The 26228-nt window shown below is 39.5% G+C and carries 27 protein-coding genes; 23 read left to right on the top strand and 4 right to left on the bottom strand.

The window, feature by feature from the left end; translation table 11 throughout:
- Positions 1-41: 41 nt before the first annotated feature.
- The 4 genes from MWU82_RS03245 to MWU82_RS03230 are packed head-to-tail and all read right to left on the bottom strand — an operon-like array spanning position 42 to position 5302.
- Positions 42-974 carry a dihydrodipicolinate synthase family protein gene (locus MWU82_RS03245; protein ID WP_247095198.1) on the bottom strand — a complete coding sequence of 311 codons (933 nt, stop codon included), beginning with the start codon at positions 972-974 and terminating at the stop codon, positions 42-44.
- A gap of 1 nt (position 975) precedes the next feature.
- Positions 976-3318, bottom strand: a complete 2343-nt coding sequence (locus MWU82_RS03240; RefSeq protein WP_247095197.1) for an alpha-glucuronidase family glycosyl hydrolase — start codon at positions 3316-3318, stop codon at positions 976-978.
- Between the two features lie 47 nt (positions 3319-3365).
- Positions 3366-4061 carry an SUMF1/EgtB/PvdO family nonheme iron enzyme gene (locus MWU82_RS03235; RefSeq protein WP_215949297.1) on the bottom strand — a complete coding sequence of 232 codons (696 nt, stop codon included), beginning with the start codon at positions 4059-4061 and terminating at the stop codon, positions 3366-3368.
- A gap of 20 nt (positions 4062-4081) precedes the next feature.
- Positions 4082-5302 (bottom strand): hypothetical protein, encoded by a 1221-nt coding sequence (locus tag MWU82_RS03230; protein ID WP_247095196.1) that lies wholly within the window; start codon positions 5300-5302, stop codon positions 4082-4084.
- A 555-nt stretch (positions 5303-5857) separates the two neighbouring features.
- Here MWU82_RS03230 and MWU82_RS03225 point away from each other — a divergent pair.
- The 23 genes from MWU82_RS03225 (at position 5858) to MWU82_RS03115 (ending at position 26000) form a co-directional block, all read left to right on the top strand.
- Positions 5858-6202, top strand: coding sequence for a rhodanese-like domain-containing protein (locus MWU82_RS03225; RefSeq protein ID WP_247095195.1), 345 nt, complete (start codon positions 5858-5860; stop codon positions 6200-6202).
- Between the two features lie 45 nt (positions 6203-6247).
- A complete protein-coding gene (locus tag MWU82_RS03220; RefSeq protein ID WP_247095194.1) occupies positions 6248-6520 on the top strand; it encodes a heavy-metal-associated domain-containing protein in 273 nt (90 codons plus the stop codon).
- Positions 6521-6539: 19 nt separating this feature from the next.
- On the top strand, positions 6540-7574 hold the full coding sequence (locus tag MWU82_RS03215; protein ID WP_247095193.1) for a DUF3365 domain-containing protein: 1035 nt from the start codon (positions 6540-6542) through the stop codon (positions 7572-7574).
- 284 nt (positions 7575-7858) lie between these two features.
- Complete coding sequence (locus MWU82_RS03210; RefSeq protein ID WP_215949302.1) at positions 7859-8461, top strand: TetR/AcrR family transcriptional regulator; 603 nt, start codon at positions 7859-7861, stop codon at positions 8459-8461.
- 86 nt (positions 8462-8547) lie between these two features.
- Positions 8548-9813, top strand: a complete 1266-nt coding sequence (locus tag MWU82_RS03205; protein ID WP_247095192.1) for a TolC family protein — start codon at positions 8548-8550, stop codon at positions 9811-9813.
- Positions 9814-9835: 22 nt separating this feature from the next.
- Positions 9836-10738 carry an HlyD family efflux transporter periplasmic adaptor subunit gene (locus tag MWU82_RS03200; RefSeq protein WP_215949304.1) on the top strand — a complete coding sequence of 301 codons (903 nt, stop codon included), beginning with the start codon at positions 9836-9838 and terminating at the stop codon, positions 10736-10738.
- Positions 10735-11118, top strand: a complete 384-nt coding sequence (locus MWU82_RS03195) for a hypothetical protein (RefSeq protein ID WP_215949305.1) — start codon at positions 10735-10737, stop codon at positions 11116-11118. The genes MWU82_RS03200 and MWU82_RS03195 overlap by 4 nt, the downstream gene beginning before the upstream one ends.
- A 3-nt stretch (positions 11119-11121) precedes the next feature.
- Positions 11122-11598, top strand: coding sequence for a hypothetical protein (locus tag MWU82_RS03190; protein ID WP_215949306.1), 477 nt, complete (start codon positions 11122-11124; stop codon positions 11596-11598).
- Between the two features lie 36 nt (positions 11599-11634).
- Entirely contained in the window at positions 11635-12546 is a 912-nt protein-coding gene (locus MWU82_RS03185; protein WP_247095191.1) for an ABC transporter ATP-binding protein, read from the top strand.
- Positions 12547-13281: an ABC transporter ATP-binding protein gene (locus MWU82_RS03180; RefSeq protein ID WP_247095190.1), complete on the top strand. Its 735-nt coding sequence runs from the start codon at positions 12547-12549 to the stop codon at positions 13279-13281. It begins immediately after the preceding gene.
- Between the two features lie 10 nt (positions 13282-13291).
- On the top strand, positions 13292-14398 hold the full coding sequence (locus tag MWU82_RS03175; RefSeq protein ID WP_111622703.1) for an ABC transporter permease: 1107 nt from the start codon (positions 13292-13294) through the stop codon (positions 14396-14398).
- Positions 14399-14625: 227 nt separating this feature from the next.
- A complete protein-coding gene (locus MWU82_RS03170) occupies positions 14626-15747 on the top strand; it encodes an ABC transporter permease (protein WP_215949378.1) in 1122 nt (373 codons plus the stop codon).
- A complete protein-coding gene (locus MWU82_RS03165; protein ID WP_215949309.1) occupies positions 15747-16490 on the top strand; it encodes a TIGR00730 family Rossman fold protein in 744 nt (247 codons plus the stop codon). Before MWU82_RS03170 ends, MWU82_RS03165 begins: the two co-directional genes overlap by 1 nt.
- Positions 16491-17390 (top strand): phospholipase A, encoded by a 900-nt coding sequence (locus tag MWU82_RS03160; protein ID WP_215949310.1) that lies wholly within the window; start codon positions 16491-16493, stop codon positions 17388-17390.
- A gap of 17 nt (positions 17391-17407) precedes the next feature.
- Entirely contained in the window at positions 17408-18256 is an 849-nt protein-coding gene (locus MWU82_RS03155; protein ID WP_247095189.1) for a restriction endonuclease, read from the top strand.
- Between the two features lie 3 nt (positions 18257-18259).
- Entirely contained in the window at positions 18260-18832 is a 573-nt protein-coding gene (locus tag MWU82_RS03150; RefSeq protein WP_247095188.1) for a Pycsar system effector family protein, read from the top strand.
- Between the two features lie 170 nt (positions 18833-19002).
- Positions 19003-20460 carry an FAD/NAD(P)-binding oxidoreductase gene (locus MWU82_RS03145; RefSeq protein WP_215949313.1) on the top strand — a complete coding sequence of 486 codons (1458 nt, stop codon included), beginning with the start codon at positions 19003-19005 and terminating at the stop codon, positions 20458-20460.
- A 71-nt stretch (positions 20461-20531) separates the two neighbouring features.
- Positions 20532-20669 carry a hypothetical protein gene (locus tag MWU82_RS03140; RefSeq protein ID WP_247095187.1) on the top strand — a complete coding sequence of 46 codons (138 nt, stop codon included), beginning with the start codon at positions 20532-20534 and terminating at the stop codon, positions 20667-20669.
- A gap of 231 nt (positions 20670-20900) precedes the next feature.
- Entirely contained in the window at positions 20901-21530 is a 630-nt protein-coding gene (locus MWU82_RS03135; protein ID WP_247095186.1) for a DUF2202 domain-containing protein, read from the top strand.
- A 267-nt stretch (positions 21531-21797) separates the two neighbouring features.
- Positions 21798-22472 carry a DUF6799 domain-containing protein gene (locus MWU82_RS03130; RefSeq protein WP_215949316.1) on the top strand — a complete coding sequence of 225 codons (675 nt, stop codon included), beginning with the start codon at positions 21798-21800 and terminating at the stop codon, positions 22470-22472.
- A 74-nt stretch (positions 22473-22546) separates the two neighbouring features.
- Positions 22547-23449: a hypothetical protein gene (locus MWU82_RS03125; protein WP_247095185.1), complete on the top strand. Its 903-nt coding sequence runs from the start codon at positions 22547-22549 to the stop codon at positions 23447-23449.
- A gap of 93 nt (positions 23450-23542) precedes the next feature.
- Positions 23543-24847, top strand: a complete 1305-nt coding sequence (locus MWU82_RS03120) for a TolC family protein (RefSeq protein WP_247095184.1) — start codon at positions 23543-23545, stop codon at positions 24845-24847.
- A 73-nt stretch (positions 24848-24920) separates the two neighbouring features.
- Positions 24921-26000 carry an efflux RND transporter periplasmic adaptor subunit gene (locus tag MWU82_RS03115; RefSeq protein WP_247095183.1) on the top strand — a complete coding sequence of 360 codons (1080 nt, stop codon included), beginning with the start codon at positions 24921-24923 and terminating at the stop codon, positions 25998-26000.
- Positions 26001-26228 lie beyond the last annotated feature (228 nt).

Genomic DNA, 26228 nt, shown 5'->3' with positions numbered 1-26228 from the left:
AGAAATTGTTTAGGCCGCATTTATCAAGGGTATATTCAAGGTCAATAAATATTGGACTTTTGGGCTTTAAGCCGGTTTTCAAGCTTAATTATCTTTTCTATGTGTTTGTCTGCCAATTTTTTATGTACGGTATCAAAGGGAAGGATAGGATTGCGAACATTGGGGGTGTTGTAAATGCCTTGTCGATACAATAACCGTTTAAAAAAATGTACGGAGATATCCAGATGTTGATTGGAAAACGCCAATACGGGAATTATTTTCTCGAACAAGGCTTCTGCCTCTGCAATCTTCCCTTCTTCAAATAGTCGATTTATTGTGGTGTAAATGAAATGCATTCCAGTGGGCATAAAGGCATGTACACCTCTTTGTAGCCCTTCCATCATTTGGGTAACGGCCCAACCTCCACTTAGGTTTAATTTGCCTTGGGTCAGTTCTAAAATTCTTGAATATTTGGGCCCCGCAGGAACGGTTTCTATTTTTAAACATTGGAATGCAGCCACTTTTTCAAATAAATCAACTATAAGTTCATCCGATAGACCATATCCGGTAGCATCCCAATCCTGTAACATGATCATTTCCGGATCAAGGGCTGCCAATTCCATAAAATGATTTCTGAACTGTTGCTCCTCGATAAACGGAATCTGGAATAGAACATTCCTACAACCTAGGTTCATATAGGCCTTTAGAAGCTCCTTGCTTTTGGATAGATCCTTTTCCCCTGCACCTCCAATAACTGGGATCCTGTCCCCTACGGTTTCCAATACTGTCGATAGCATTTCCAATCTTTCCGAATGGGATAATTTATATACTTCTGCGGCCATTGCCGGCACCAATATACCCGCAACTCCGGCCTTTAATGCTTCCTCTACATTGTTCTTTAGGGCTGCGTGGTCAATGGTGTCCTCTTTGGTAAAAGGGGTGTTGAGCACCGTAACAATTCCTTTTAGTGTGAAGAGCTTTTTTTGGGCCAACATGCTATTTTTGTTTAATAAGCCAGACATCGGTTACCCGGGATTGTTTTCTCCAATTCAAATGTTCCTCATCGGGCTTGTCAAAGCTGACATTTAATTTGCCATCCTTGATCAGATTTTTAGGGAGGGGAAATTCCTTAAACTCCTCAAAACCTTTTTCATATTTGGTAGGTTTTAGGCGTTCTCCATTGGCTCTTAATAGGGCCTCTCCATAACCTGAAACACGGATTAAATAATTGGAATCGGGATCCAGATCATTGTATTCCAAGGTAGGGGTAAATTGGAACAATTGGGTAGAGAGCCGCTTTCTACTTAAGCCATCATTTTCCCATAGGAAGTCTATGGCATCATCGGTTTTGGAGGTTACATGCTTGGCATCCGCACTGGAAATATTGTCGTAAAAACTGCCTTCCCCGGGAGACTCATAGTTTTTAATAAATTCCAATCGCGCTAGCTTTTCTGCTTCCGATTTTAATTTGCCAATTTTATTAAATTCGTCCTCCAACCACCATCTATTGTTCAAGGGATAATCTATAAAATCCAAAATAGCCCCTCTTTCTGCACTACGTGCCTGATATTTCTCCACGCTGGTCTGTGCTCCAATGGATTGAAATAGTTTCTCGCCATATTCAAAAACCTTTTCCTTAAGGTCTTGGGAAACCAATTCGGTATCCGCTTTATTAATGTGTTTAAGGGCATCGTTCATAGCCTTATCCGCCCCAATGGTATTGGCCTTGGCCAGTATTTCATATGCTTCGTCTTCCAGTCTTTTTTCGTAGGCAAGTCGGTCTTGAATATAGGCGTCATAATAGGCGCGCATTATTAATTGTTGCCATCTCCAATTATTTGCCAGATCGGGGTTGTTTTCTTCCAAGCCTTTCCACAATGCTAGGGTTTCTTTAATGGAATTGTTTTCCAAAATGGGCCCGTCCCAATTTTTTTCCAAGTCAAATATGCCTTGGGCGGCTTCCTCGGCTACCTCTGGGCCAAAGAAGAATTGAGTGTATTCATAGATGATATCTTTGGGGTTTTTCTTGGAATCCCAACCCAATTGGCTCCATAAAACTTTATTAACGTCGTCATGGGAACCATCGGAATAGGTAATAAAGCCATCGGTATATTTGGTGTCTCTCCTAAAAAGTTGGTTGTACATGAGTGGTTGTGGGTTAATAGGCTCCCTTCCCAAGGTCAATCCATAAGCCTGATCCCAATTATCAACTGGATACTGACACCTAACGGTATGGGTAATATCTGGGTAAAAGCGGTGCAGATATTTTTTTGGCAACATTTCCCGTTCCAAATCTATGGGCGGACTACTTGGTCCATAAACAACCCCTTTAAGCCAATCAGGACTATCAGATTTTAGGTAATTAAAAAAATATTCCACTTTTTCCTTATTAAAACCCTGTAGGGAAACCCAAATACCGGCATTTGGATGGTATTTGTGCAATATTTCCGACAGGTCATTTAAATAGGGTATTAGCTGCGCAGGATGGTTTTCACCCGGGTCACCTCCAGGAACAAATACACCGTCCAATCTTGGACATTTTGCATAAAAGGCCTCTTGCTCTGCAAGTCCGTCCTCATGGGCATTTTTTACGGTGAGGTCATGAGGAGCTGGCGTCCAGACCCAATAATCGGCAGCGTATTTCTCGCATATTTTGCTTAATTCCACCTCCATGACCTGCGGGTCTACTTTAAAGTGGGGACTTGAATCGGCTTCTTGAAATGGAATATTTTCAAAACTATTGGCACCAAAAACTACTTGTTCCCTAAAGTGCTGATCAAACTGTTCCACGGTCCAGGAGTCCCATGAGTTGGCGGTATTCCGATACCCAAACTGATGTCCGCGAAGGGGGTATTCCGGAGCTTCGGAAAAATCAATGTTAGGGCTATGTGTTATTTGGTCCTTACTCATTTTAGCGGTTCGCAGTAGTTTGCCAATGCCATAAAGAATACCCCTTGTATCCGCACCAATAACCCAAAGAGTATTCTTGTCCCCGTGGTGTTCATGGTAAATGCGATAGCCTTCTTTTTTTAATTCGGGGTTATTTTCGCCATCGCGGGTCGGCACTTTTGTTCCGAACAATTCGTTTTCATTGGCCAAGGCTAAGGCAATGGTAGTTTTGGAATCCCAATTATTATTTAATCCAAGTTGAAGTTCGGTTCGGTTTTTAATTTCTTCCACTAGGATGTTAGCCGCCGTTTCTTGGATCGGAGATTTAATCTGGGCCGATATCACAATGTTTGCTTGGGAAAGGTCCAAGGTTTTAGGCTGTTCCTTTTCGCAAGACAGCATACTGCCAATACCAACCATTACCAGCCAAAATTTTAATTGTCTTTTCATCTTGTGCGACATTTTTATATTAAAATACTTTTTATAGGGGCGTTGTTCTAATTTATGTCCTTTACACATCGTATTCCAACAGGGTATACGTGTATTTTTTCTGGTAACACATAATAGCGTTGTGAGGTACGAATAAAGGAGTGGTTGTTAAAATTGGATCCGCCCCGCATTACTTTGTAGGTTTCGCCATATTGCTCCATAGGCACCTCGTTGCCAGGGTAGGGTTTATACCAGTCCGATGTCCATTCCCACACACTTCCAGCCATGTCATAGCAACCATAAGGGCTCGCAGGTTTGGCAATGGAAGTTCCGCGTGTCTCTTTTTGGTCCCACACAACATAAGTGTTGTCATAGGTATCTCCCCAAGGAAATACACGGCCGTCGATACCGCGAGCCGCCTTTTCCCATTCTTTTTCAGTGGGCAAACGTTTACCAGCCCATTTAGCATAGGCATCCGCTTTAGACCATGTCACTACTGCGGCATTGTTCTTTTTTTCCGGGGGGAATTTAAAAGTGGGGTCAAATTTGGCAAACTCCGTATTGCTAACCTCGTATTTGTCTATAAAGTACGCCTTTGTACTTGCAATTTGTTGGGGCCTTTCATCCGGATCGCCATAAGTGCTTCCCATAATGAATTCGCCGGCGGGAACATAAACCATTCCTTCGGGAGGAGTTGGCTTTTCTTGCCCTGTTAGATAAAGTATATGTATTAAAAAAGTTAGGAGTGTTAAACAAGATTTCATACGCTTCCTATTTTTTGTGATTACCATTTTTCATCAATAATACCGTAATACCTACCAAACCAATAATTTCGGATCATGGCCGCGGCAGTTCGTTCTTCCTCGGAACGAACCATTTTAAAACTGCCATCTTTTTGTGGAATTTTGAATTCCCTGGTATTGCGTTCAAATCCCCACATGTCCTTTATGCCCTGCTTTTTCTCTTCGGTAAAAATGTCCTCTCCTGTGAGTACCTTATAGACCATTAAGAACCAGATATTGCTTTCCCATGTAAATTCTATATCCTTCCAATCGTACCAATGTCTGTTTAAATTCATTCGGTATTTATTGAGTAGACTGGGATCGGTTTCTAAACGCATAATCATATAGAGGGAACGGGCAGCGTGGTAGTCGTCCCCTACATTCCGCCATTCTTTAGGGAATAGTATTTTGGAATTAATTTGGTGGTCGTCATAATGATAGCGGTCTATAAGCATGTGGTATGCGGCATTGTACCGTTCCTTTCCAGTAATATGATGGGTTACCTTTAGCGCGGCCAACATTTCCAAAGAGTTGAGTTCTTGGTGCGGAAGGTTAGGGCAAAAGTTGCCCCACAAGGTCATTTTTCCGTCGAGATCCGTAAGTTTAAAGTTGTTGTCCACTACCCGCCCTATAAATCGATCTAGGAGGCCTGCTGCTTTCTCCTTGTATTCTGCATCCGCACATAGTTCCCAAAAAGTTCCTACACCGTAAAAAATAGAAGTGAATTTATCGGCACTTAAATCACCCAACCATCGGTAACCGGGCATGGATGACGATTGGTGCCATTCATGGTACCAAAAAACCTCTTCGTGCCAAAGCGGTTCGTTGGTCCTATTGAAACTGCGCGCCACCAATCCTTCAACACCGGTTACTTTTTCCAATTTTAGTATGGCCTCGAAGATGTCATTGGCTATTTTCCTGTCCTTTGGGTCTCCGGTTATAGCGTACTTATGGGAGTAGGCAGCCAGCATTTCAGAAGTGGGATCAAGGCAATCGGCCTGGGAACCTATAATGGGCTGCTCCAGTCCGGCAGGTGGAAAAATAACATGTTGCATTATGGCACCTTCGTTCCAATGGTTTCCAAGCATCAACCTGTCAAACATTTCCACCTTTTTATGTAGGGGGTCTGTTTTCTTTGGGAATTGATTTACTTTTTGGGCAAGCAGGCCATGGTTTATAAAAATGAAAACTGAAACCAAGGGCAATAAACAATATTTAAACATGGCTAGTTCCTATTTGTGAGCATTTAAGTTTTTGGTCGAAATGATTTTATCTTTAATTGCATCCGGCCCTCTATACTCTTGGTTGTTCGTTAAGAAGGGGCATTAAGCACGTTGATTCTTTCTTTATTCGATTAATGCAATAATATTAACTTATTTTAATCAATAAAACCAATTAAATATTACTTTGGGTTAATATATAATGCATATTAAGTAATATATATTATATGGCAATTGCAAAGTGTACTTCTTATAAGTCTGGGACTGGATCCCTATGGGTATTTCGGCACTTATTTGGGGTATGCATTTTATATCCCTTTGTTGTTTGAGGGCGGTAATACTTGCGTTTAAACTCTCTGGAAGTTAATCTATTTGTTGGAGCAAAACTTTTTTATGGAAAATGCGGGAGTGTAACAAAAGTTGCTGTGGACATTAAATGCCTGGCCTATCTTTACACTATAAATGTTTTGGTTGGTTGTATAAGGAAACGGTCATTGTAAAAGGTGGCGGTTTCCTTTTTTAAACAATTACCTTGGAATAACTCAAAAAAGAAATAATATGTCTATTTTTAGTACACTTTTCGGAACAAGCAAAGAGAAATCGGATAAAATTGAAATATTGAGTCAAGCTGACTTTTCAGCGGCCATAGCGGGTAAAAAAGTACAACTCATAGATGTTCGTACGCCTAATGAATATGGTGGCGGCCATATAAAAAATGCCATTAATGTGGATTTTTTTAATGCAGCAAACTTTGAAAAATACTGTGAAAAAATGTCCAAGGATAAGCCCTTGTACCTATATTGTCGTTCCGGTGCCAGGAGTCAGAGAGCGGCGCATAAATTGATAGGTATGGGTTTTGAAAAAGTATATGACCTAAAGGGTGGCTACATGTCTTGGAGATAATATGCTTACTGACTAGAATTTATAAATTAGGCTTAAATTAACGCTATGAAATTAGCTCTAAGTGTTCAAAATATAAAATGTGGTGGTTGCGCTAAAACAATTACCACCAAATTATCGGAATTGGAGAATATCACGGAGGTTATGGTGGATGTAAACACTGGAACGGTATCTTTTGAATCCAACAACGTTGAGGCCACACAAAAGCTAAGGGATACCCTTAAAGCTTTGGGCTATCCTACAGTGGATGCCAAAAACGGCTTGGGTGACAAGGCCAAATCCTTTCTTAGCTGTGCCGCGGGAAAGATGATGAAGGAATAAATCCAAAAATATTAGCTTTATGAAGTATCTATCTTTCTTTACAATCCTTTTAATGACCCTAGTAAGTTGTAAGGAGGCAAAAAAAACGGAAACTAAACCGTTAGAAACCAAGGTAGCAAACTCATCGGCCGATCAGGAAAAGATACATCCAGGTAAAAAGATTATTGAAACAGAGTGCTATTTATGTCACAATCCTAAAGCATCGGAAGTCAGCATGATTGCGCCTCCCATGGTGGCCATTAAGAAGCACTATATCGATTCAACAACGACCAAGGAACAGTTTATAGAAGCTATTGTGGGTTGGATTAATGATCCACAGGAGGAAAAATCCAAAATGCCCGGTGCACTAAATCGATTTGGGATAATGCCCTATCAACCCTATCCTGAAGAAACCATTAGCCTGATTGCTGAATACATGTATGACTATGAAATTGCACAACCCGAATGGTTCGATGAACATTTTCAGAGGGAGCATGGTAGAAGAATGGGCAAAGGCAAAGGAATGGGTAAAGGTAAAGGTATGGGAAATGGAATGGGCCCAGGTTCCAAACATGGATTACAAACGGATTATGGCGATATAGGACTTGGTTATGCCTTGGCTACAAAAGCTGCGCTGGGGAAAAATCTAATGAAGGCCATACAGGAAAAAGGTACGGAGGGGGCGGTAGCATTTTGTAACCTTCGGGCCATAGAATTAACGGATAGTATTTCTGTTATGAACAATGCCCAGATTAAAAGGGTTTCCGATAAACCTAGAAATCCACTTAACAAGGCCAACAAAGAGGAACTGGGGTATATCGCTACTTTTAAAGAGCAGGTTGCCGCTGGTATCGAAGTAGATCCGGTAGTAGTTCCTGGTAACGAAGAAGTAACGGTATATTATCCCATAACTACAAATACCATGTGTCTCCAATGCCATGGGAAACCCAACGAACAGGTGAAGCCTGCTACTATGGCCACTTTAAGAAAATTATACCCTGAAGATATGGCCGTTGGCTATAATGTAAATGAGGTCCGTGGAATATGGAGTGTAGTTTTTGACAAAAATAAGTAGACATTTTTTTTGGTCTTGTAGTTATAGAGGTTGAAAGTCCTTGTTCCTTGAAGAAGGAAATTTACCCAATGACGTATCAGGCCAAGGGTTGTTTAGGAATAAATAACAATTTCAGACCATATAATGTATAGAATTTGTTTCTTAAATACCCCATGCAAAATCCCGAAAATATACTTTATAATTGGCTGTAATTAAACTAAATAACAAATATTTAGTGGCATTATCCTTATGGAATTAAAAAAAATTTGTACATTTATTAACCATTTGGTTAAACTATTTAGTTAATGAAAGATCAGAGCACAGAAGAAAATATATTAAAGGCAGCCATAAGCGTATTCCAAAAGAAGGGTATGGCAGGAGCCCGAATGCAGGAGATCGCGGATGAGGCAAAAATTAACAAGGCCATGCTGCACTACTATTACAAGAGCAAGCAAAAATTGTTCGAGGCGGTTTTTAGGCAGGCCTTTGAAAAGTTTGCCCCCCATATCAACCAGGTCTTTAATTCCGATAAAACGGTTTTTGAAAAAATAACGGAATTTACGGATAGCTATATTTCTTTTGTAATGGAGAATCCATACCTACCCAATTTTCTCATTCAGGAAATAAATAACAATCCGGAGTTTTCCGATTTATTTTTTGGCTCCGAAATAGCACCTAACCCTGCGCGCTTTAAGAAGCAGATAGCGCAGGAAATTGAGATGGGAATTATAAAGCCCATAGACCCTAAACAATTGTTGTTAAACCTTTTTTCCCTGACCGCTTTTTCCTTTGTAGGGACCGGCCTGGTCCGTGGAATATTGGACCTGGATGAAAAAACATTTAAATCCATGATGCAGGAACGTAAAATTTTGATTCCCGAGCTTCTAATTAATTCTATTAAAAAATGAAACATTCATACTCAATTTTAAACGAACGGGGAAAATGACTATTTGAATGTTGCATGTGACCACTGAAAATTAATAAACAAAAACACATGAAAAGACTTTTTTTAATATTAATATTGACCATACCTATGGTTGCAAAGGCCCAGCAGACCCTTAGGCTGGAGGAGTGTTTTGACCTTGTTACCGAGAATTATCCGTTGGCCAAACAATCTGGGTTATTGGAAAATCAGGTACAACTGGATATTGAGGCCTTAAGAACGGGGTATTTGCCCAAACTGGATCTTAATGCCCAGGCCACCTATCAGTCCGACGTAACAAGTTTGCCGATCCAGCTTCCGAATGTAACCATAGAACCTCCCAATAAGGATCAATATCGAGCCACTTTGGATGTAAACCAAATGATTTATAACGGTGGCCTCATCAATGCTTCATCCAAGGTGAAGGAGGCAGCATCAAAGGTAAACCAACAACAGTTGGAGGTGAGCCTATACGGATTAAAAAGTCAGGTCAATTCTATCTACCTTTCGGTCTTATTGCTTCAGGAAAACCAAGCCTTGCTTCAAGCCAAAGAGGAGCAATTAAAAGCGCGTATTGAAGATGTGAGAGCCGGAGTAAAGTACGGCACCTTGTTGGGGTCTTCAGAAAAGACACTTGAAGCAGAACTCCTAAGATTAAAACAACAATACATAGAGTTGAGCTATAATAAATCGGATTTGTTACAACGGCTGTCCTTGCTAATTGGCAGGGAATTATCATCCGATGTGCACCTTGAAAGACCAGCAGTTTTCATATCGGAAACCGAATCCCAACGACCCGAGATTGAGCTTTTCGACCTTCAAAAGGAACAGATCGATTACTCCTCAAAACTGATTTCAAAATCGAACCTTCCTAAATTAAATGCCTTTGCCCAAGGTGGTTACGGCAATCCTGGGCTAAATATGTTGGATAATTCTTTTAATACTTTTTATATGGCAGGTCTAAAACTCAATATGAACATTTTTGACTGGAACAAGACCAAGACCGAGAAACAATCCCTTGAAATAAACAAGGAAATAATAGATACCCAAAAAGAGACCTTTGAATTGAACAACAATTTGGAATTGGTAAAACTCAAGTCCGAAATTGATAAGATCGATGCTCTGATTTCCACGGATAATGAGATTATAGCGTTACGCGAAGATATTTTGAAAACGGCGGAATCACAATTGAACAACGGTGTAATTACGGCATCGGCCTATATTATCGAATTCACGAATTTATATGAGGCAAAAAGCAATTTAAATCTTCATGAGACTCAATTGCTATTGCACAAAATTCAATATGAAATTACGAATGGAAGCTATTACAATAACTGATATATAACAATACCTGAATAAAATGAAACATCCATATTTAATATTGACAAGCCTTCTTATAAGCCTTTTAGGTTCATGCTCCGGCAACGGGGACAAGGCAGATGGTTACGGTAATTTTGAAGCTACGGAAATAACTATTTCCGCCGAGGCCAATGGAAAAATTTTGTTCCTGGATGCGGAGGAAGGCACTGTGCTGGGCCAAAATAAGGTTGTTGGGGTTATAGACACCGTTCAGCTCTCCCTAAAACGAGACCAGTTGTTGGCTTCCAAAAACACTATTTTTTCAAAATCCAGAAACGTGCTATCACAACGCGAAGTTCTTAAGGAACAATTAAAAGTGGCCCAAAATGATAAATCTAGGATAGAGAACCTATTGCAGGCAAAAGCCGCAACTACCAAACAATTGGATGATATTAATGGACAGATCAACATTATTAAAGAGCAGATCAAAAGTGTGGAAACCCAAAATTCGCCCATTATTAATGAGGTAAAAAGTATTGAAATACAAATACGTCAAATTGAGGATCAGATCCATAAAAGCATCATTCAAAACCCTGTGAAGGGCACGGTCCTGGTAAAATATGCCGAACCCAACGAAGTAACTGCTTTTGGTAAACCCTTGTATAAAATAGCTGATCTGGAAGATATGATTTTAAGGGTTTATATCAGTGAAAATCAATTGTCCAACCTCCGCATTGGGCAGGAGGTAAGCGTAAAAATCGATGCAGGTGAGGAGATGAGATCATACCCCGGTGAGATTAGTTGGATTTCAGAATCAGCAGAATTTACCCCCAAGATCATACAGACCAAGGAAGAGCGTGTAAACCTAGTGTATGCGGTAAAGGTTAAGGTTAAAAATGACGGTAGTTTAAAAATAGGGATGCCGGCGGAAATGTGGATCACCTCAAAAACTACTGAAGAATGAAAACGACCTTGATCATAGCGACCATACTTGCAAGCCTTATCGGCATTCTATCCGTAATCTCAGGTTCCATGGTCCTATTGGGGTTACGCTCCGTGGATTATAGGGTATTGGATTGGTTGGTGGTCTACAACGTGGTTCTTGGAATTATATCCATTATGGTAGCCTATCAAATAGGCAAACAACATAGAAAGTGGAAATTAATGATAATCTCGATCCTTCTATTGCACTTATTGGTATTGGGCTATTTATACTTTTTTAATGAAAGCGTAGCGGTAGAAAGCATAAAGGCAATGGCTTTTAGGGTTGGCATATGGGGAGCAATTCTACTTTTGACCCTAATCAAAATTCCAAAAACAACACACAACAATATAAAAATATGAATCATGAAAACGAAGATTATCTTTTTAACGATCCTATCCTTAAGCTTTATAAACTGCAAACAAGCGGTAAAGGAGGATACCAAGTCCCCTGGTACCAATTTAACTAAAACAGCATCGGGAAGTGAACAACAATTAAATACCAATTGGGTAGAGGAAATGTCCCTAAACAATGGAACAAAATGGGAGGCTAATCTGGAAACTACCTCCGGGGTAGCAGATATGGCCAAACTCGTTGCGGAAACCAAAACCATTTCTGTGGAAGACTACAGAAATTTGGGAAATGGTTTAAACGGGGTTAAAAATAACATTGTTAAGGAATGCACCATGACCGGAGCATCGCACGATAATCTGCATGTATTTTTACATCCGTTGATTCAAAAGATTGAACTATTGCAAAAAACTGATGACACCGAAACGGGTGCAAAAATCAAGGAAAGTATAAATGGGCATTTAAAAAGCTATTACACCTATTTTGACTAATATATAACGGTTAATTCTTATTGAACGCTAAGGAAAATGAGCATCATTCTAAACAATATCAGCAAATCGTACAACAAAGTAAAAGCTTTGGATGATATTTCCTTTGAGGTAAAGCCAGGGGAACTGTTTGGTTTGATTGGTCCGGACGGAGCGGGAAAGACAACCCTTTTTCGAATCTTGACCACCTTATTGATTCAGGATGGGGGAAAGGCTTCAGTGGCGGGCTACGATGTCCAAAAACAGTACAAGGATATTAGAAATCATGTGGGCTATATGCCAGGTAGGTTTTCCTTATACCAAGACCTTACCGTTGAAGAGAATCTTAATTTTTTCGCTACTATTTTTGGAACTACTATAGAGGAGAATTATGATTTGATCAAGGACATTTATATCCAAATAGAACCTTTTAAAGCCCGTAGGGCTGGAAAATTATCGGGTGGGATGAAACAAAAACTGGCGCTCTGCTGCGCTTTGATCCATAAACCCAAGGTGTTGTTTTTAGATGAGCCTACTACAGGGGTAGATCCCGTTTCGCGTAAAGAGTTTTGGGAGATGTTAAAACGGTTACAGCAAAAGGACATTACTATTTTGGTCTCTACGCCGTATATGGACGAAGCCGAACTTTGTGATAGGATTGCCTTGATTACCAACGGAAAAATACTGCAGATCAACACACCCGAAGCAATTATTGCTTCGTTCCCAAAGAAAATTTATAAGGTACGTAGTTCCAACACCTATCAATTAATCGAAGACTTAAGAATTTACCCGGATACCTATAGCGCCTATCCCTTTGGAGAATACCTACATTTTACCCCTAAGTCCGAAGTTTTTAGGTCAATGGATCTAACCAAGTATTTGGAGGAAAGACATCATAAGGAGATTGAGGTTAAAGAGACCGTAGCAACTATTGAGGATACCTTTATGGATCTATCAAAAGCACATGAATAGATGACAAAAGATAACATGATACAGGTTCAGAATTTGACCAAAATGTTCGGGGATTTCACCGCAGTCAATAACATCTCTTTTGAGGTGGGAAAAGGAGAGGTTTTTGGATTTTTGGGAGCCAATGGTGCTGGAAAGACAACGGCTATGAAAATGTTGATCGGTATTTCCAAACCTACACATGGTGCCGCCACCGTGGCCGGATATAACGTGCTAACAGAGGCCGAACAGGTAAAAAGGAATATTGGGTACATGAGCCAACGCTTCTCCCTGTACAATGATTTGACCATTAAGGAAAATATTGTCTTTTTTGGGGGGATATATGGCTTGTCATCTGCGGACATCAAAGAAAAATCCCAGGCCATGATCAATGAATTGGGATTGCATGATATGGCCGATTCCCTGGTAGGTTCCCTCCCCTTGGGTTGGAAACAAAAAGTAGCCTTTTCAGTTGCCCTGCTCCACAATCCAAAAATTGTTTTTTTGGATGAACCCACGGGAGGAGTCGACCCCATAACCAGGCGCCAATTTTGGGAAATGATCTATATGGAAGCCAATAGAGGGGTTACCATTTTTGTAACTACCCATTATATGGACGAGGCCGAATATTGTGATCGGGTATCCATCATGGTAGCCGGAAAGATAGAGGCTTTGGACACGCCAAAGAATCTCAAACGTCAGTTTCAAGTAGATTCTATGAACCAGGTATTTCTGAAATTGGCGAGGAATATAGAATAATTAGGGAGAAATGAACAGATTTATAGGATTCATCAAAAAGGAATTTTACCATATTTTAAGGGATAGGCGTTCCCTGTTTATCTTGTTCGGCATGCCCATAGTGCAGGTGATGCTTTTTGGTTTTGCCATTACCAACGAGATCAATAATGTGGATATCGCCATTTTGGATCATTCCAAAGATGTTAATACCAAAGAGATCATAAATAAAATAGCGACTTCGAAATATTTCAGTATCAAAGGGTTTATAAGCCATGAAGATGAGATCGAATCCACTTTTAAAAAAGGGAAGATAAAAGCGGTACTCAATTTTGAAAAGGATTTTGGCAAAAACTTGGTCACCCAAAAAAAAGCTACCGTTCAAATTCTTACCGATGCTACGGACCCCAATACAGCAAATACCATTAGCAATTATGTAGGGTCTATTTTACAGAATTACCAACAGGAATTAAATAAAGGTTTAAACATGCCTTACCAAATAGTGCCAAAAACAAGAATGGTGTTTAATCCGGAACTAAAAAGTGTATATATGTTTGTGCCTGGGGTTATGACCATAATCTTAATGTTGGTATCGGCCATGATGACCTCAATATCCATTACCAAGGAGAAAGAATTGGGAACTATGGAGATTTTGTTGGTGTCTCCCTTAAACCCAATTCAAGTTATTGTGGGCAAGGTAGTTCCATATATTTTGCTTTCCATCATAAACGCTGCAGTTATTATTCTTTTGAGCATTTTTGTTTTTAAAATGCCAGTGCAGGGCAGTCTGTTTTTATTGGGGGCGGAGAGTACCTTATTTATAGTAAATGCCCTGTCGCTCGGGATTTTGATTTCCACAATATCCTCCACACAACAAACGGCAATGATGATTTCTTTAATGGGGCTCATGCTGCCGGTTATATTACTGTCGGGATTTATTTTTCCCATCTCCAGTATGCCTTTGCCCTTGCAATTGATCAGTAATATAATTCCTGCCAAATGGTTTATAATGATTTTAAAAGGAATTATGCTTAAAGGAGTTGGATTGGCCTACGTGTGGAAAGAAACCTTAATATTGATTGGGATGACCATATTTTTTATTGCCTTGAGCGTAAAAAAATATAAAATAAGATTGGAGTGAAAGAAATTTGGCAAGTAGTCAAAGCCTTAAAAATAAATTTAAAGCCCTTGATTACCAATTAATTAAAATTAACGTTTCTGTCTCCTCGAGCGCAGTCGAGAGGTTTTAGACGAATAGATTTTTAAAGTGAGGTCTCGACTGCGCCCGCCTGAATGGAACGGGCAGGCTCGACCGGACAACATAGCTTAGACAACTCACTTTTTTAAATGCGTATTACAAAAAAGAATATGAACATCATCCGCTATATCATCCAAAAGGAATTTAAACAGATCTTTAGAAATAAGGCGATGCTCCCTATTATTTTTGTTTTGCCATTGATCCAACTTATCATCCTATCCAATGCGGCAACTTTTGAAGTGAAAAATATAAAGTTTGCCTTTGTTGATAATGATAAAACTTCCCTTTCACGGGAACTAGTGGAAAAATTTGAAGCTTCCTCTTATTTTAATGTGATGACCGACTTTCCATCGGAAAAACTGGCGAGTAAGGCAATGTTGGAAGGGAAAGTGGATGTGATTTTAGAGATTCCGTCTTATTTTGAAAGGCAATTACTTAAAAATAAAAAAGCGGATCTGTCGGTTATAATCAATGCCATAGATGGTGCCGCTGCCGGAGTAGAAAATGTATATATCAATCAAATTGTACAACAGTTCACTAAAAAGGCACAAGTGGAATTATTCCTGTTTAACAATTTGGGAAACCAGCCGCAGAATATTGAAACCATTCCTTCCTTTTGGTATAATGAAACCTTAAATTATAAAACTTTTATGGTGCCCGGAATATTGGTTCTATTGGTAACAATGATTACCCTATTCCTTTCAGGTATGAACATTGTTCGGGAGAAGGAAATAGGTACTTTGGAGCAAATTAATGTTACCCCAATAAAAAAATACCAGTTTATTATTGGAAAATTATTTCCTTTTTTGGTTTTGGGCATGGTATTGTTGACCGTGGGTTTGATCATCTCTAAACTGTTGTTTCAGATTCCAATTGTTGGAAGCCTAACCTTAATGTATATCTATACCATTATTTACATTTTGGTGATTTTGGGGATGGGCCTCTTTATTTCCAATTTTACCGATACTCAGCAACAGGCCATGTTTATAGCCTGGTTTTTTATGGTCATTTTTATTTTAATGAGCGGTTTGTTCACGCCCATCGAAAGTATGCCGCAATGGGCGCAGTTGTTAACTGAATTCAATCCTATTAAATATTATGTGGAGGTAATGAGAATGGTGATGCTAAAAGGGGCCGGCCTGTCCGATATTTATCCACAAGTATTAAAGACATTCTTATTTGCCATTGCCATGAATGCTTTGGCAGTAATCAGTTATAAAAAAACAAGTTAATGGAAAACAACCACAACCACAACCGATTACAGCCGGAAGAATCCCGTTTTCTATCCGGACCGCTCTCCAGGTTTAAAGAACTGCTTTTCACCTTTAGGGTACAATATAGTTTTATCAGGGCATTTAGGAAAATGCACTTTATAGGTCCCTGCGTAACGGTTTTTGGATCCGCCAGATTTGACAATACCAATCCTTTTTACAAAAAGGCAGAACAGGTTGGAGCTGCATTGGCCAATATGGGATTTACGGTAATGACGGGTGGCGGACCGGGAATTATGGAAGCTGCAAATAAAGGGGCTTATGAGGCGGGAGGTTATTCTGTAGGCTGTAATATAATACTGCCCTTTGAACAAAAACCTAATCCCTATCTGCACAAATGGATCAACATTAGGTATTTTTTTGTACGGAAGTTCCTGTTGATAAAGTACTCCTATGCCTTTGTGGTTATGCCTGGGGGAATGGGTACCTTGGATGAACTCTTCGAATCCATAACCCTGATACAGACCAAGATGATTCAAAATTTCCCCGTGGTCATTTTCGGATCCGAATACCATAAAGAGCTCTGTGAACACATAAGTATTATGGCGGAGAATGAAAGTATAAGTCCTAAAGACATGGAGTTGTTGTTCGTAACCGACTCGGTGGAGGAGATGGCAGAACACATAAAAACCCATGCTATTGAAAGGTTTAAATTAGTTCAAAAACCACAAAGACCTAATTGGTGGTTTGGGGAAAAAGAATAAATGAACAAGTTTGGCTGCATATCGATATTGTTGAACCTCCTTATATGGCAAGCTCCAGCCCAAGGGGTAACGGACAGTTTGCCCCAATTTAATCTTGCCAAAATAGCCCAAGTGAACCAAGGTGATAGTTTTATTACTTTTCCCACGGATATTGGTAATTTGGAACCCTTGATGTTCGAGGCAAACGTTAACCCCAGTTTTGTGGTCCGAAAGCGACAGGATTCCAGATTAATGGCCGTACTTACCGCTCAAATTACGATCCGAATGTATAACGAGGAATCTTATCCGGTGAAGACACCTAGCTACATTCCCCAGATTTCCGCCTATTATGCGGTTAGTGCAAAGAATTCAGCAGAACAGTCTACCCTCTTTGTAAAATTGGGCCACCATTCCAACGGACAGGATGAAAGTTTTTATGATGCCGACGGAAATATCAATCTACAAACCGGAAACTTTGCTACCAATTTTTTTGAAATGGGCTGGTTAAAAACGGCCTACAGCAGTAATTTGAAGGCACAGAAGATATTTAAAACCTCATTGGAAGTGCATCCCAGAAGTTGGATGCTCCAAGAACTTCATGGACAGTATAGTGGATTGCGCTGGCACAATGCTTTTTTGGCCTATAAACTTCCCGTGAAAATGGGTCCAAGGGGGTCTATAAAGGCCAATTTTTCGCTAAAGGCAGAAACCACATGGAGCCTGGACAGCCTATACGATTGGGACACCTTTAACATAAAACGCCTTAATGCGAGTATTACGTTTTACTACCATCCAAAGTTTTTGGAGGATATCGGGTTCTTTGTTCGCTATTACCATGGTATGGATTATTACAACATCTATTTTCAACATCGGTTGGATGTAATCCGTTTCGGTATAATGACAGAATTGCTGCGGTTTTAAACTTAAACGAAAAAGACATGGACAAGAAGCAGATTACGATCAAAAAAAGTTCGGGGGACCTAGAACCGTTTTCTTCAAGAAAACTGAAAGATTCTTTAAGAAACTGTGAGGTATCCAATAATGAAATCGATTCCATTATCTCGCAGGTAACCCCGGAATTATATGACGGCATATCATCCGAAGAGGTCCATAATAAAGTATTTCCCATATTAAAAAAATATCACGAGATTTCTGCTTCCAAATACAGTTTAAAAAGAGGCATTTTCGAACTGGGACCTACAGGATTTCCCTTTGAACGTTTAATGGCTGCGCTTTTGGTGGAAAAGGGATATCAGACTAAGGTCAGCGTTGTCCTGAACGGGAAATGTGTAACCCATGAAATAGATGTTTTGGCCGAGAAGGACGGGAATACCTATGCCATAGAATGCAAGTTCCATTCCGATCCAAGGGGCGTTAGCAATGTAAAGGTGCCTTTATACATCAATTCAAGATTTTTGGACGTGCAACAACAATGGAATTCAGACACTTTGAAAACGACCCATTTAAAGCAAGGCTGGTTGGTTACTAATACCCGATTTACGATAGATGCCATAAACTACGGTAAATGCATAGGGCTGACCTTATTGAGTTGGGATTACCCTAAAAACAACGGAATGAAAGCCAATATAGATGCTTACGGACTATATCCAATCACCGTACTTACTACTTTGACCAAAAAAGAAAAGAATCAGTTGATCGCAAAAAATATTATTTTGGTGAAAGAACTTGTTAAGGAACCCTATCATTTAAAGAAGATGGAACTAAGCCCAGGAAAAATCAATAAAATACTTTTAGAAGCGGGTCAATTATGCCGTACAAAATTATAGGTTATGGAAAAGGAAACAAACAGTTTGGACAAGGTAGATCTACGAAAAGGGAAACGCCATAAATATGATGCCCGTGGCGTACAAACACTTTTTAAAACGCTTTCTAGAAACCATTACAATCTGCTAAAAATGGTGGATAACAAGGCTCGGATCGTTTTGACCGTGAATTCCATAATAACATCCCTGTTATTGGGCATCCGGTTCATCGATGCAGGAAGTAGGGTGGTAAACATAAATACAGGGACTAAAATATTGGTCATCAGCAGTATGTTGTCTATGATATTCGCTTTGTTGTGTATGTTGCCCCATCGGTATTTTGGCAAAAAATATAGAAAAAGTGGTTACAAGGGCACCTTGTACGCCGAGAATTTTTCATCCCTATCCTTAAACGAGTTTAAACAGGAATTTGAACGAATCATGGTAAGTGGCCAGAACGTTTATGATGAAATGATCATTGATCTTTATTTTTTAGGCAAAATTATTTCTATGAAACAAAAACTTGTGACCATATCCGTGGGCATGTTTTTATTGGGCTTAATTGCAACCATTATTTATACGCTGACCACAGCGATTTGATAATCTTCCTTTTCCAATTAAATTCCCTATTCCCTCTGTAACAATTGTTGCTGTGAAAGTGATTTTAAAGTCTCAAATTTATAATCACAAGAATATTTAATATGCTGATAATAATCATGTTAAGTGTTCGGGTAACTCGCTAAATTTATCTTTAAATAAATCCAATCGCAATGTCAAAAATAGTCATTCTCGGTGCTGGAATCTCTGGTCATGTGGCCGCAGCGCACCTCCGTAGAAAACTCCCCAAAGAACACGAAGTTTTAGTGATCTCCCCCAATAGCAATTACCAATGGATCCCTTCCAATATTTGGATAGGAATTGGAAGAATGGAACCAAAGGATATTATCTTTCCGCTTGCTCCACTTTATAAAAAAAAGAATATAGGCTATAAACAGGCAAAGGTAGTCACCTTTCATCCCGAAGGGGATACCGAAGTGGAAAAACCGTTTGTTATGGTGGAATATGTTACGGAAGACCAAAAAGGGAAACAGGAAAAAGTTACCTACGATTATCTTATCAATGCAACAGGACCCAAACTGGCCTTTGATATGACCGAGGGTCTGGTCCCAGGCACCAACAAGGCCTATTCTGTTTGCACCTACCATCACGCCAACCAAGCTTGGAAGGCTCTTGACGATTTAATACAACAGATGAAGCAGGGTAAAAAAGCCAAAATATTGATTGGTACCGGCCATGCCAAGTCGACTTGCCAAGGTGCTGCTTTTGAGTATATTTTAAATGTAGAGCAGGAATTAAGGCGACATAAGGTCCGGGATATGGCAGAATTGGTCTGGATTGCCAATGAGCCACAATTGGGAGACTTTGGAATGGATGGGATGCTTTTGAGCTATGGCAACAATATTATGAAGTCTAGCGAAATGGTAGAAATGGTTTTTGATGATCGCGGCATAAAATGGATCATTGGTGCCGGTGTTAATAAAATTGAAGACGGGGTGGCACATTATGAAACCTTGGATGGCGAATACCATAAGGAAACTTACGATTTTGCCATGCTTATCCCTGCTTTTTCGGGCCATGGCTTTAAAGCCTTTGATAAAAACAACCAGGATATTACGGAAAAATTGTTCAAAGGCTTTATGATTGTCGATGCCGATTACAGTCCTAAGCCTTATGAGGAATGGTCTGTTCAGGATTGGCCAGAGACCTATCAGAATCCTTCATACGCCAATATTTTTGCTCCAGGAATTGCCTTTGCACCCCCACATGCCATTTCAAAACCCAGGGTGAGTAAAAACGGAACAGCTATTTCCCCATCACCACCTAGGACCGGGATGCCATCTGGCATAACCGCAAAGTTGGTGGCCGACAATATTATAGATACCATAAAGAACGGCAAATCCTCTCTAAATCACCGCGGATCCATGGGCAACATGGGTGCCGCATGTATAGCCTCTGCTGGTTATGGCATGACCAAGGGAAGCGGTATTAGCATAACCACTTTCCCAATAGTTCCCGACTACAATAAGTACCCCGATACCCAAGGACGACAATTGGGGAAAACCTTTGGGGAAATTGGTTTGGCGGGTCATTGGCTTAAATTGGCCTTGCACTATGCCTTTCTCTATAAAGCCAAAATGAAGCCTTTTTGGTGGTTGATTCCGGAATAATAGCTGTTCCCAATAACGATAGGGACGCCATATGGCAATTACAAATACCCATTAATCCAAAAATTAAGAATATGACACGTAGAATATCAAAATCCAAACGCTTCTATATGATGAACCCTTTTGTTCAATTTTTTAAATTCATTTGGTTGAGCATAAAAATAATGTTGATCGTAGCAGGTGGTCATGGAGGTACTAGAAAGGCGAATTGAATTATCCAAGACAATAAAGTGTTTTCCACAGAACAGTGAAAAGCAATCTGATCAGGGCAAAGGATTATTGTCACCTTGTAATTTATCTTTTCCCTAGTAGAAATTTAGAACACCCTCCAAAATAAATTTAGACTTCCTTTATGTTTCAAATTCCATGGCCTGTGTAACTTAAGTGGCTGTGCATCTGTTTAATATGTTGGATATTGCTTATGTAACGTAAATCTATTAGCAATGAAACTTTTTAAACAAATAAGAACCAATTTATTCATTTTTGGCTTACCGTTCCTTTTGGCACTGTTCTCCTGTAATAATGATGATTCATCCGTTGCGGATGTGGATAATACAAACCTCACTAATGAAGACAGTGCTGCATTACTGTTTATGTTGGAAGAGGAAAAGCTTGCAAGGGATACCTATACCTATTTGGAGGATTTATGGGAAATAAATCAATTTTCAAATATTAAGAAAAGTGAACAAAGTCATATGAATGCCGTTATTGGTCTTTTGGACCAGTATAATATTTCCTATACTCTTTTATCCTATGGGGAGTTTAATAACCCGGACATTCAAAAACTTTATGATCAGTTTATTGATTACGGTAGTGAAAATGAAGCAAATGCCTTGGAGGTCGGTGCCAATATCGAAGATTTGGATATTGTGGATTTGGCCAATTATATAGACGCCACGACCAATATTGCCATCACAAATGTATTTGAAAGCCTACAATGTGGTAGCCGCAACCATCTGAGGAGCTTTGTCAGTGCCATTGAACTTTCGGGGAATACTTATGAGCCCCAGTATTTAACCCAAGAAGACTATACCCTAATAATCAATGATAGTCGGGAACAGTGTGGTCCGTAAAGGATTATATTAAACAGACTTCCAAAAAAAGAACTGAATTATTTGGCCGACCCAATTTTGAGCACAGTTCATATATATATTATGCATGTTGGCTGTCTTATAATATTACTGGACCATAACAACTGTAGTTAGATCTTCTTATGTAACAATTGTTACACATCACAGGTTGTAACTTATTGATATAAAATACATTAACTGACTTAAATCATTTTCAGTCCCTGGAATAGAAGGTACATTTAACCATATTAATTTATAAAAACACAAATCATGAAAAGAATAATTTTTACAATGGTATTTATTGCATTTGGATCAATAATGCTTAATGCACAGGATCAAGATCAATTGCGGGATAGGGATCAAGATCGATTAATGCTGGTAGATGGTGACGTGCTACAAATTAGAGATCGCGACCAAATAAGGTTACAAGATCCCATAACATTAAATGATGGAACGGTAGTAAATCCTGATGGTTCTTATGTAACAAGGGATCGGGATCGTCTGCGTTTAAAGGATGGCGAATGTTTGGACAATGATGGTATTAAATACCGCAATGAGTACCAATACAGATACAAAGTAAAACAGGAGAACAAAGGTCTTAGTGAGGCTCAAATGCAGGAACGTAACCAAAATAGGTTTCAGATCATGCAAATAGGTGGGGAAGTATATCAAATTAGAAATCAAGAACAAAAACGTCTTCAGCAGCAATTAAATCTCGGCGACGGAATATCAGTTAATCCTGATGGAACCTACCAAAGCCAAGACCGTAAACAGCTTCGATTGCAAGATGGGGAATGTTTAAATATGGATGGTACTATGTTTAAGAATTCATATTTACATCGTAAAATGATGGTTCAAAAAAATATGAAAGTCAACAAAAATATGAATATGAAAAGCGGAGTTAAGAAACCAATGACCCAGAAAAAGAATAAAGGCAATAATTAAGGAATAAGAATGGGAGGTAGGAATTTTATAATTCCTACCTCCCATTTCTACTAAAGAACTTAAACTTATATCTAATGAAATTCCGGCTAATTATATATACATTAATATTCTTTGCTCTTCCTACCTGGATGATATCCCAAAACAATAAGAAATCTATCCAAGAAAAATCCAATGACAATGAATCTTACGTTCTAACCGATGTTAGCTACCTAAATGATGCTGTATTTATGGGAAGGCGGGATTCAATTGCAGCCCCATATATTTTTCCATCCATTGGCTATTACGATAGGACAGGGTTTTTTGCGGATGCCTCGGTATCATATTTGACCGCGTCCAACGAAAATAGGGTGGATCTTTTTTTAATTAGTTCAGGGTTTATATTCAACTCATCAAAGATTAGTGGAGGAATATCAGGAACCGCTTATTTTTTTAATGAGGACAGTTACAATGTTAGGTCCGAAATTATTGGCGATATTACCGGTATTTTAAGTTATGACCTAAAGTTTTTGGAAATTGCACTTTCAGCAAGTACATATTTCAATAAAGAAAGTTCAGTGGATATTTTTACTGGACTAAAATTAGATCGAACTTTTTATACCCTCGGGAACAAGCTATTGCTGAATCCGGGTATTTCCCTTTATGCCGGATCACAATATTTCTATCAGGAATATTACAGCAGTAGTCGTTTAGGCAACAGAAAGGGAAAAGGAAAAGGAACCATAGTTACAGAACCATCTACTTCCACCGTGGTGGAAATAAAGGAAGCATCAGAGTTTAATCTCTTAAACCTGGAGTTAAGTCTTCCCGTGCAGTTTTATCACAAGCAATTTATTTTTTCATTTACCCCTTCTTTATCTTTTCCCCAAAGCAATGCCACTATTAGCACCGAGGATATTATAATAAAGGAAGATCTAAAAAATACATTCTATTGGACCATTGGCATTAGCTATTGGTTTTATACCAAAAAAGGAAACTAAAATTGGTTATCCCAATTGTATCAATCCCTTGGTAACATTGGTTACTGTGCAATCCTTTTTCTCCCCCTAATTTTGTCCTAAATAAATTGAAACATGAAGAATATCATATACATACTATCATTTTTGGGAACTATGTTCTTTGTTCAGGCACAGGAAAGAGTGTTGATCAGCAAGGAGGAAGTGTTGACCAAAGTGAGGGAAAACAACAATACCCTAAAAATGTCCCAACAGGATGTGTTGGCCGCCAAAGGAGATTTTAATCAGTCCAATGCGGTGATATTGCCCAATATAAGCGTTTCCCATACCGCTATGGCCACCACCAACCCTTTGATGGCATTTGGTTCCAAATTGAACCAGGAAATTTTGACCCAGGCGGATTTTGACCCCCTTTTATTAAACAATCCCAGTCAGATCGAGGATTATGCCACGCGTATTGTAGTACAGCAACCTTTGGTAAATATGGATGGAATTTTTCAACGGAAGGCTGCAAAAGCCAAATTAAATGCTGTGGAGTTAAAAGCCGATAGGACAAATGATTATATGGACTTGGAGGTAGAAAAGGCATATATGCAGTTACAATTGGCATACAAGTCCGTAAAGGTTTTGGAGGAGGCGAAAAAGGCAGCTTTGGAAAATAAACGTTTGGCGGATAATAGTTTTAAGCAGGGATATCTTCAAAAATCGGATGTCCTAGCAGTTGAGGTTAGGGTTACCGAAATAGAGAATCAGTTACAGTATGCCAAGAGCAATGTCCATAATGTCTCCAATTACCTGTCGGTTTTGATGAACGATGACAGTTATATCCTTTTACAACCATCGGATTCCTTGACCCTTGTGGTCAGTGATATTAATACGGAAGGATTGCCAGAGAATAGAAAGGATTTACAAGCCATGTCCTTGTCCAGTGAGGCATACCAACAAATGTACAGGGCAGATAAAATGAGTTTCCTTCCTAGCTTAAATGCGTTTGGGACCTATGAATTGCACGATGATCAAGTTTTTCAGGGAAATGCCAATGGATACCTGATCGGGGCAGAATTAAAATGGAACATTTTTGAAGGCAGCAAACGTTTTGGAAAGGTCCAAAAAAGTAGGGCCGAATTTGAAAAATCCAAACTGGAACTGCATCAATATAAAGCAGAGAGTCAGGTAGAATTGAATAGGGCCATGCGTTTGCTTCAAGATGCCAAAAACAATTTGGAGCTTACATCCTTGGCATTGCAACAGTCGGAAGAATCCCTCCGCATACGTACGAATAGGTTTAAACAAGGCTTGGAGAAAACAACCGACCTATTAAATACCGAAACCCAATTTTCCCAGAAGAAATTGGAATATTACACCACTATTTTCAATTATAATTACGCCTTGGCCTATGTTAAGTTTTTAACCAAGGAATAATAGCATATAGTTAATCAATATAAGAAACCATAAAAAGGAATATTTACATCCAGCACTAAAATTAAAAGAAAACATGCAAACAAAATTATACATAGCAGCACTCATCACCCTAGTCATAACTATTTCCAGTTGTGGGAGCGATGATAAAAAAATTGTGGCGGACAATTCTCCTGCCGTGGCCGTTGAAGTGAGCACGGTTTCCGAAGAGAACGGCAGTCCGTTCCTTTCCGCTAGCGGAAAGATTGAGGCGGTGAACAGTGCCAACATCAGTACCCGAATGATGGGATATGTTGATAAAATTTACGTGCAGGTCGGGGATAAAGTTAGTAAGGGACAGCAATTGATAAGTATTAACAATGCAGATATATCCGCCAAATTGGCCCAGGTAAATGCCGGTATTACCGAAGCAACGGCTGCTTTTACCAATGCAGAAAAGGATTATAAAAGGTATACGGCCTTGTTTAACGAGAACAGTGCCTCCCAAAAGGAACTGGACGATATTACGGCCAACTACAACATGGCCAAGGCCAGATTGGAAGGGGCCAAACAAATGAAGAACGAGGTTAACGCACAGTTTTCCTATAGCAATATACGTGCTCCTTTTAACGGAGTGGTCACCAACAAATTTATAAAGGTTGGGGATATGGCAAATCCAGGGATGCCCTTAATGGAGGTAGAAAGTCCGGGCAATTTTCAGGTATTGGCCATGGTACCGGAATCGGAAATTCTACAGATCAAGTCGGGTTCGGAAGTGGAAGTTTTGATCAAGACCCTGAACGAATCCTTTAAGGGAACGGTGGATGAAGTGAGTACATCTGCCAAAAATACTGGAGGACAATATATGGTTAAGGTAATATTGGACGAATCAAAGTCCAATCTACTTTCTGGAATGTACGCCACTGTGCAATTCCCAACTGCTAAAAAAGCAAATACCAATAGAGTGCTTATTCCTATAGAGGCGGTAGTGCACAACGGTCAATTATCCGGGGTGTATACGGTTAGTGAGAGCAATACGGCACTTTTACGCTGGTTGCGGTTGGGCAGGACTTATGGCGATAGTGTAGAGGTATTGTCAGGACTTTCCGCCGAGGAACAATATATAATTTCGGCCGAGGGGAAATTGTTCAATGGGGCCAAAATAAGTATCCAATAACTGAAGATTAAAAAAACGGATTTGCGTTAGGGATTGCAGTAGTTACCCCAGGTCTTTTTAGCGTATTTAGGCTAAAAAGGAGCTGGAGTAAAATCGGAAAGCCCGACCTGAGCATTCCTGCATGATCTTCCTGCAAGGTCCGCACTCCTGCAAGGTTTTTAAAACCTTGTAGGTATAAGAAAAGACCTTGCCGATATGATTGTCATGCGAAGGAAACGCCCAAATACA

Source organism: Arenibacter sp. S6351L, assembly GCF_023016025.1.
Classification (GTDB): domain Bacteria; phylum Bacteroidota; class Bacteroidia; order Flavobacteriales; family Flavobacteriaceae; genus Arenibacter; species Arenibacter algicola_B.
The sequence above is the reverse complement of the archived record's forward strand: the minus strand, read 5'-3'. Positions and strand labels throughout refer to the sequence as shown.

Bases quoted from the DNA above. Each gene is read 5' to 3' on its own strand.
- MWU82_RS03180 (WP_247095190.1), top strand. From the start codon at position 12,547: ATGACAAAAGATAACATGATACAGGTTCAGAATTTGACCAAAATGTTC.
- MWU82_RS03120 (WP_247095184.1), top strand. From the start codon at position 23,543: ATGAAGAATATCATATACATACTATCATTTTTGGGAACTATGTTCTTT.
- MWU82_RS03140 (WP_247095187.1), top strand. From the start codon at position 20,532: ATGACACGTAGAATATCAAAATCCAAACGCTTCTATATGATGAACCCT.
- MWU82_RS03215 (WP_247095193.1), top strand. From the start codon at position 6,540: ATGAAGTATCTATCTTTCTTTACAATCCTTTTAATGACCCTAGTAAGT.
- MWU82_RS03205 (WP_247095192.1), top strand. From the start codon at position 8,548: ATGAAAAGACTTTTTTTAATATTAATATTGACCATACCTATGGTTGCA.
- MWU82_RS03230 (WP_247095196.1), bottom strand. From the start codon at position 5,302: ATGTTTAAATATTGTTTATTGCCCTTGGTTTCAGTTTTCATTTTTATA.
- MWU82_RS03160 (WP_215949310.1), top strand. From the start codon at position 16,491: ATGAACAAGTTTGGCTGCATATCGATATTGTTGAACCTCCTTATATGG.
- MWU82_RS03200 (WP_215949304.1), top strand. From the start codon at position 9,836: ATGAAACATCCATATTTAATATTGACAAGCCTTCTTATAAGCCTTTTA.
- MWU82_RS03190 (WP_215949306.1), top strand. From the start codon at position 11,122: ATGAAAACGAAGATTATCTTTTTAACGATCCTATCCTTAAGCTTTATA.
- MWU82_RS03220 (WP_247095194.1), top strand. From the start codon at position 6,248: ATGAAATTAGCTCTAAGTGTTCAAAATATAAAATGTGGTGGTTGCGCT.
- MWU82_RS03195 (WP_215949305.1), top strand. From the start codon at position 10,735: ATGAAAACGACCTTGATCATAGCGACCATACTTGCAAGCCTTATCGGC.
- MWU82_RS03170 (WP_215949378.1), top strand. From the start codon at position 14,626: ATGAACATCATCCGCTATATCATCCAAAAGGAATTTAAACAGATCTTT.
- MWU82_RS03175 (WP_111622703.1), top strand. From the start codon at position 13,292: ATGAACAGATTTATAGGATTCATCAAAAAGGAATTTTACCATATTTTA.
- MWU82_RS03155 (WP_247095189.1), top strand. From the start codon at position 17,408: ATGGACAAGAAGCAGATTACGATCAAAAAAAGTTCGGGGGACCTAGAA.
- MWU82_RS03145 (WP_215949313.1), top strand. From the start codon at position 19,003: ATGTCAAAAATAGTCATTCTCGGTGCTGGAATCTCTGGTCATGTGGCC.
- MWU82_RS03210 (WP_215949302.1), top strand. From the start codon at position 7,859: ATGAAAGATCAGAGCACAGAAGAAAATATATTAAAGGCAGCCATAAGC.
- MWU82_RS03235 (WP_215949297.1), bottom strand. From the start codon at position 4,061: ATGAAATCTTGTTTAACACTCCTAACTTTTTTAATACATATACTTTAT.
- MWU82_RS03165 (WP_215949309.1), top strand. From the start codon at position 15,747: ATGGAAAACAACCACAACCACAACCGATTACAGCCGGAAGAATCCCGT.
- MWU82_RS03125 (WP_247095185.1), top strand. From the start codon at position 22,547: ATGAAATTCCGGCTAATTATATATACATTAATATTCTTTGCTCTTCCT.
- MWU82_RS03130 (WP_215949316.1), top strand. From the start codon at position 21,798: ATGAAAAGAATAATTTTTACAATGGTATTTATTGCATTTGGATCAATA.
- MWU82_RS03225 (WP_247095195.1), top strand. From the start codon at position 5,858: ATGTCTATTTTTAGTACACTTTTCGGAACAAGCAAAGAGAAATCGGAT.
- MWU82_RS03150 (WP_247095188.1), top strand. From the start codon at position 18,260: ATGGAAAAGGAAACAAACAGTTTGGACAAGGTAGATCTACGAAAAGGG.
- MWU82_RS03185 (WP_247095191.1), top strand. From the start codon at position 11,635: ATGAGCATCATTCTAAACAATATCAGCAAATCGTACAACAAAGTAAAA.
- MWU82_RS03240 (WP_247095197.1), bottom strand. From the start codon at position 3,318: ATGAAAAGACAATTAAAATTTTGGCTGGTAATGGTTGGTATTGGCAGT.
- MWU82_RS03115 (WP_247095183.1), top strand. From the start codon at position 24,921: ATGCAAACAAAATTATACATAGCAGCACTCATCACCCTAGTCATAACT.
- MWU82_RS03245 (WP_247095198.1), bottom strand. From the start codon at position 974: ATGTTGGCCCAAAAAAAGCTCTTCACACTAAAAGGAATTGTTACGGTG.
- MWU82_RS03135 (WP_247095186.1), top strand. From the start codon at position 20,901: ATGAAACTTTTTAAACAAATAAGAACCAATTTATTCATTTTTGGCTTA.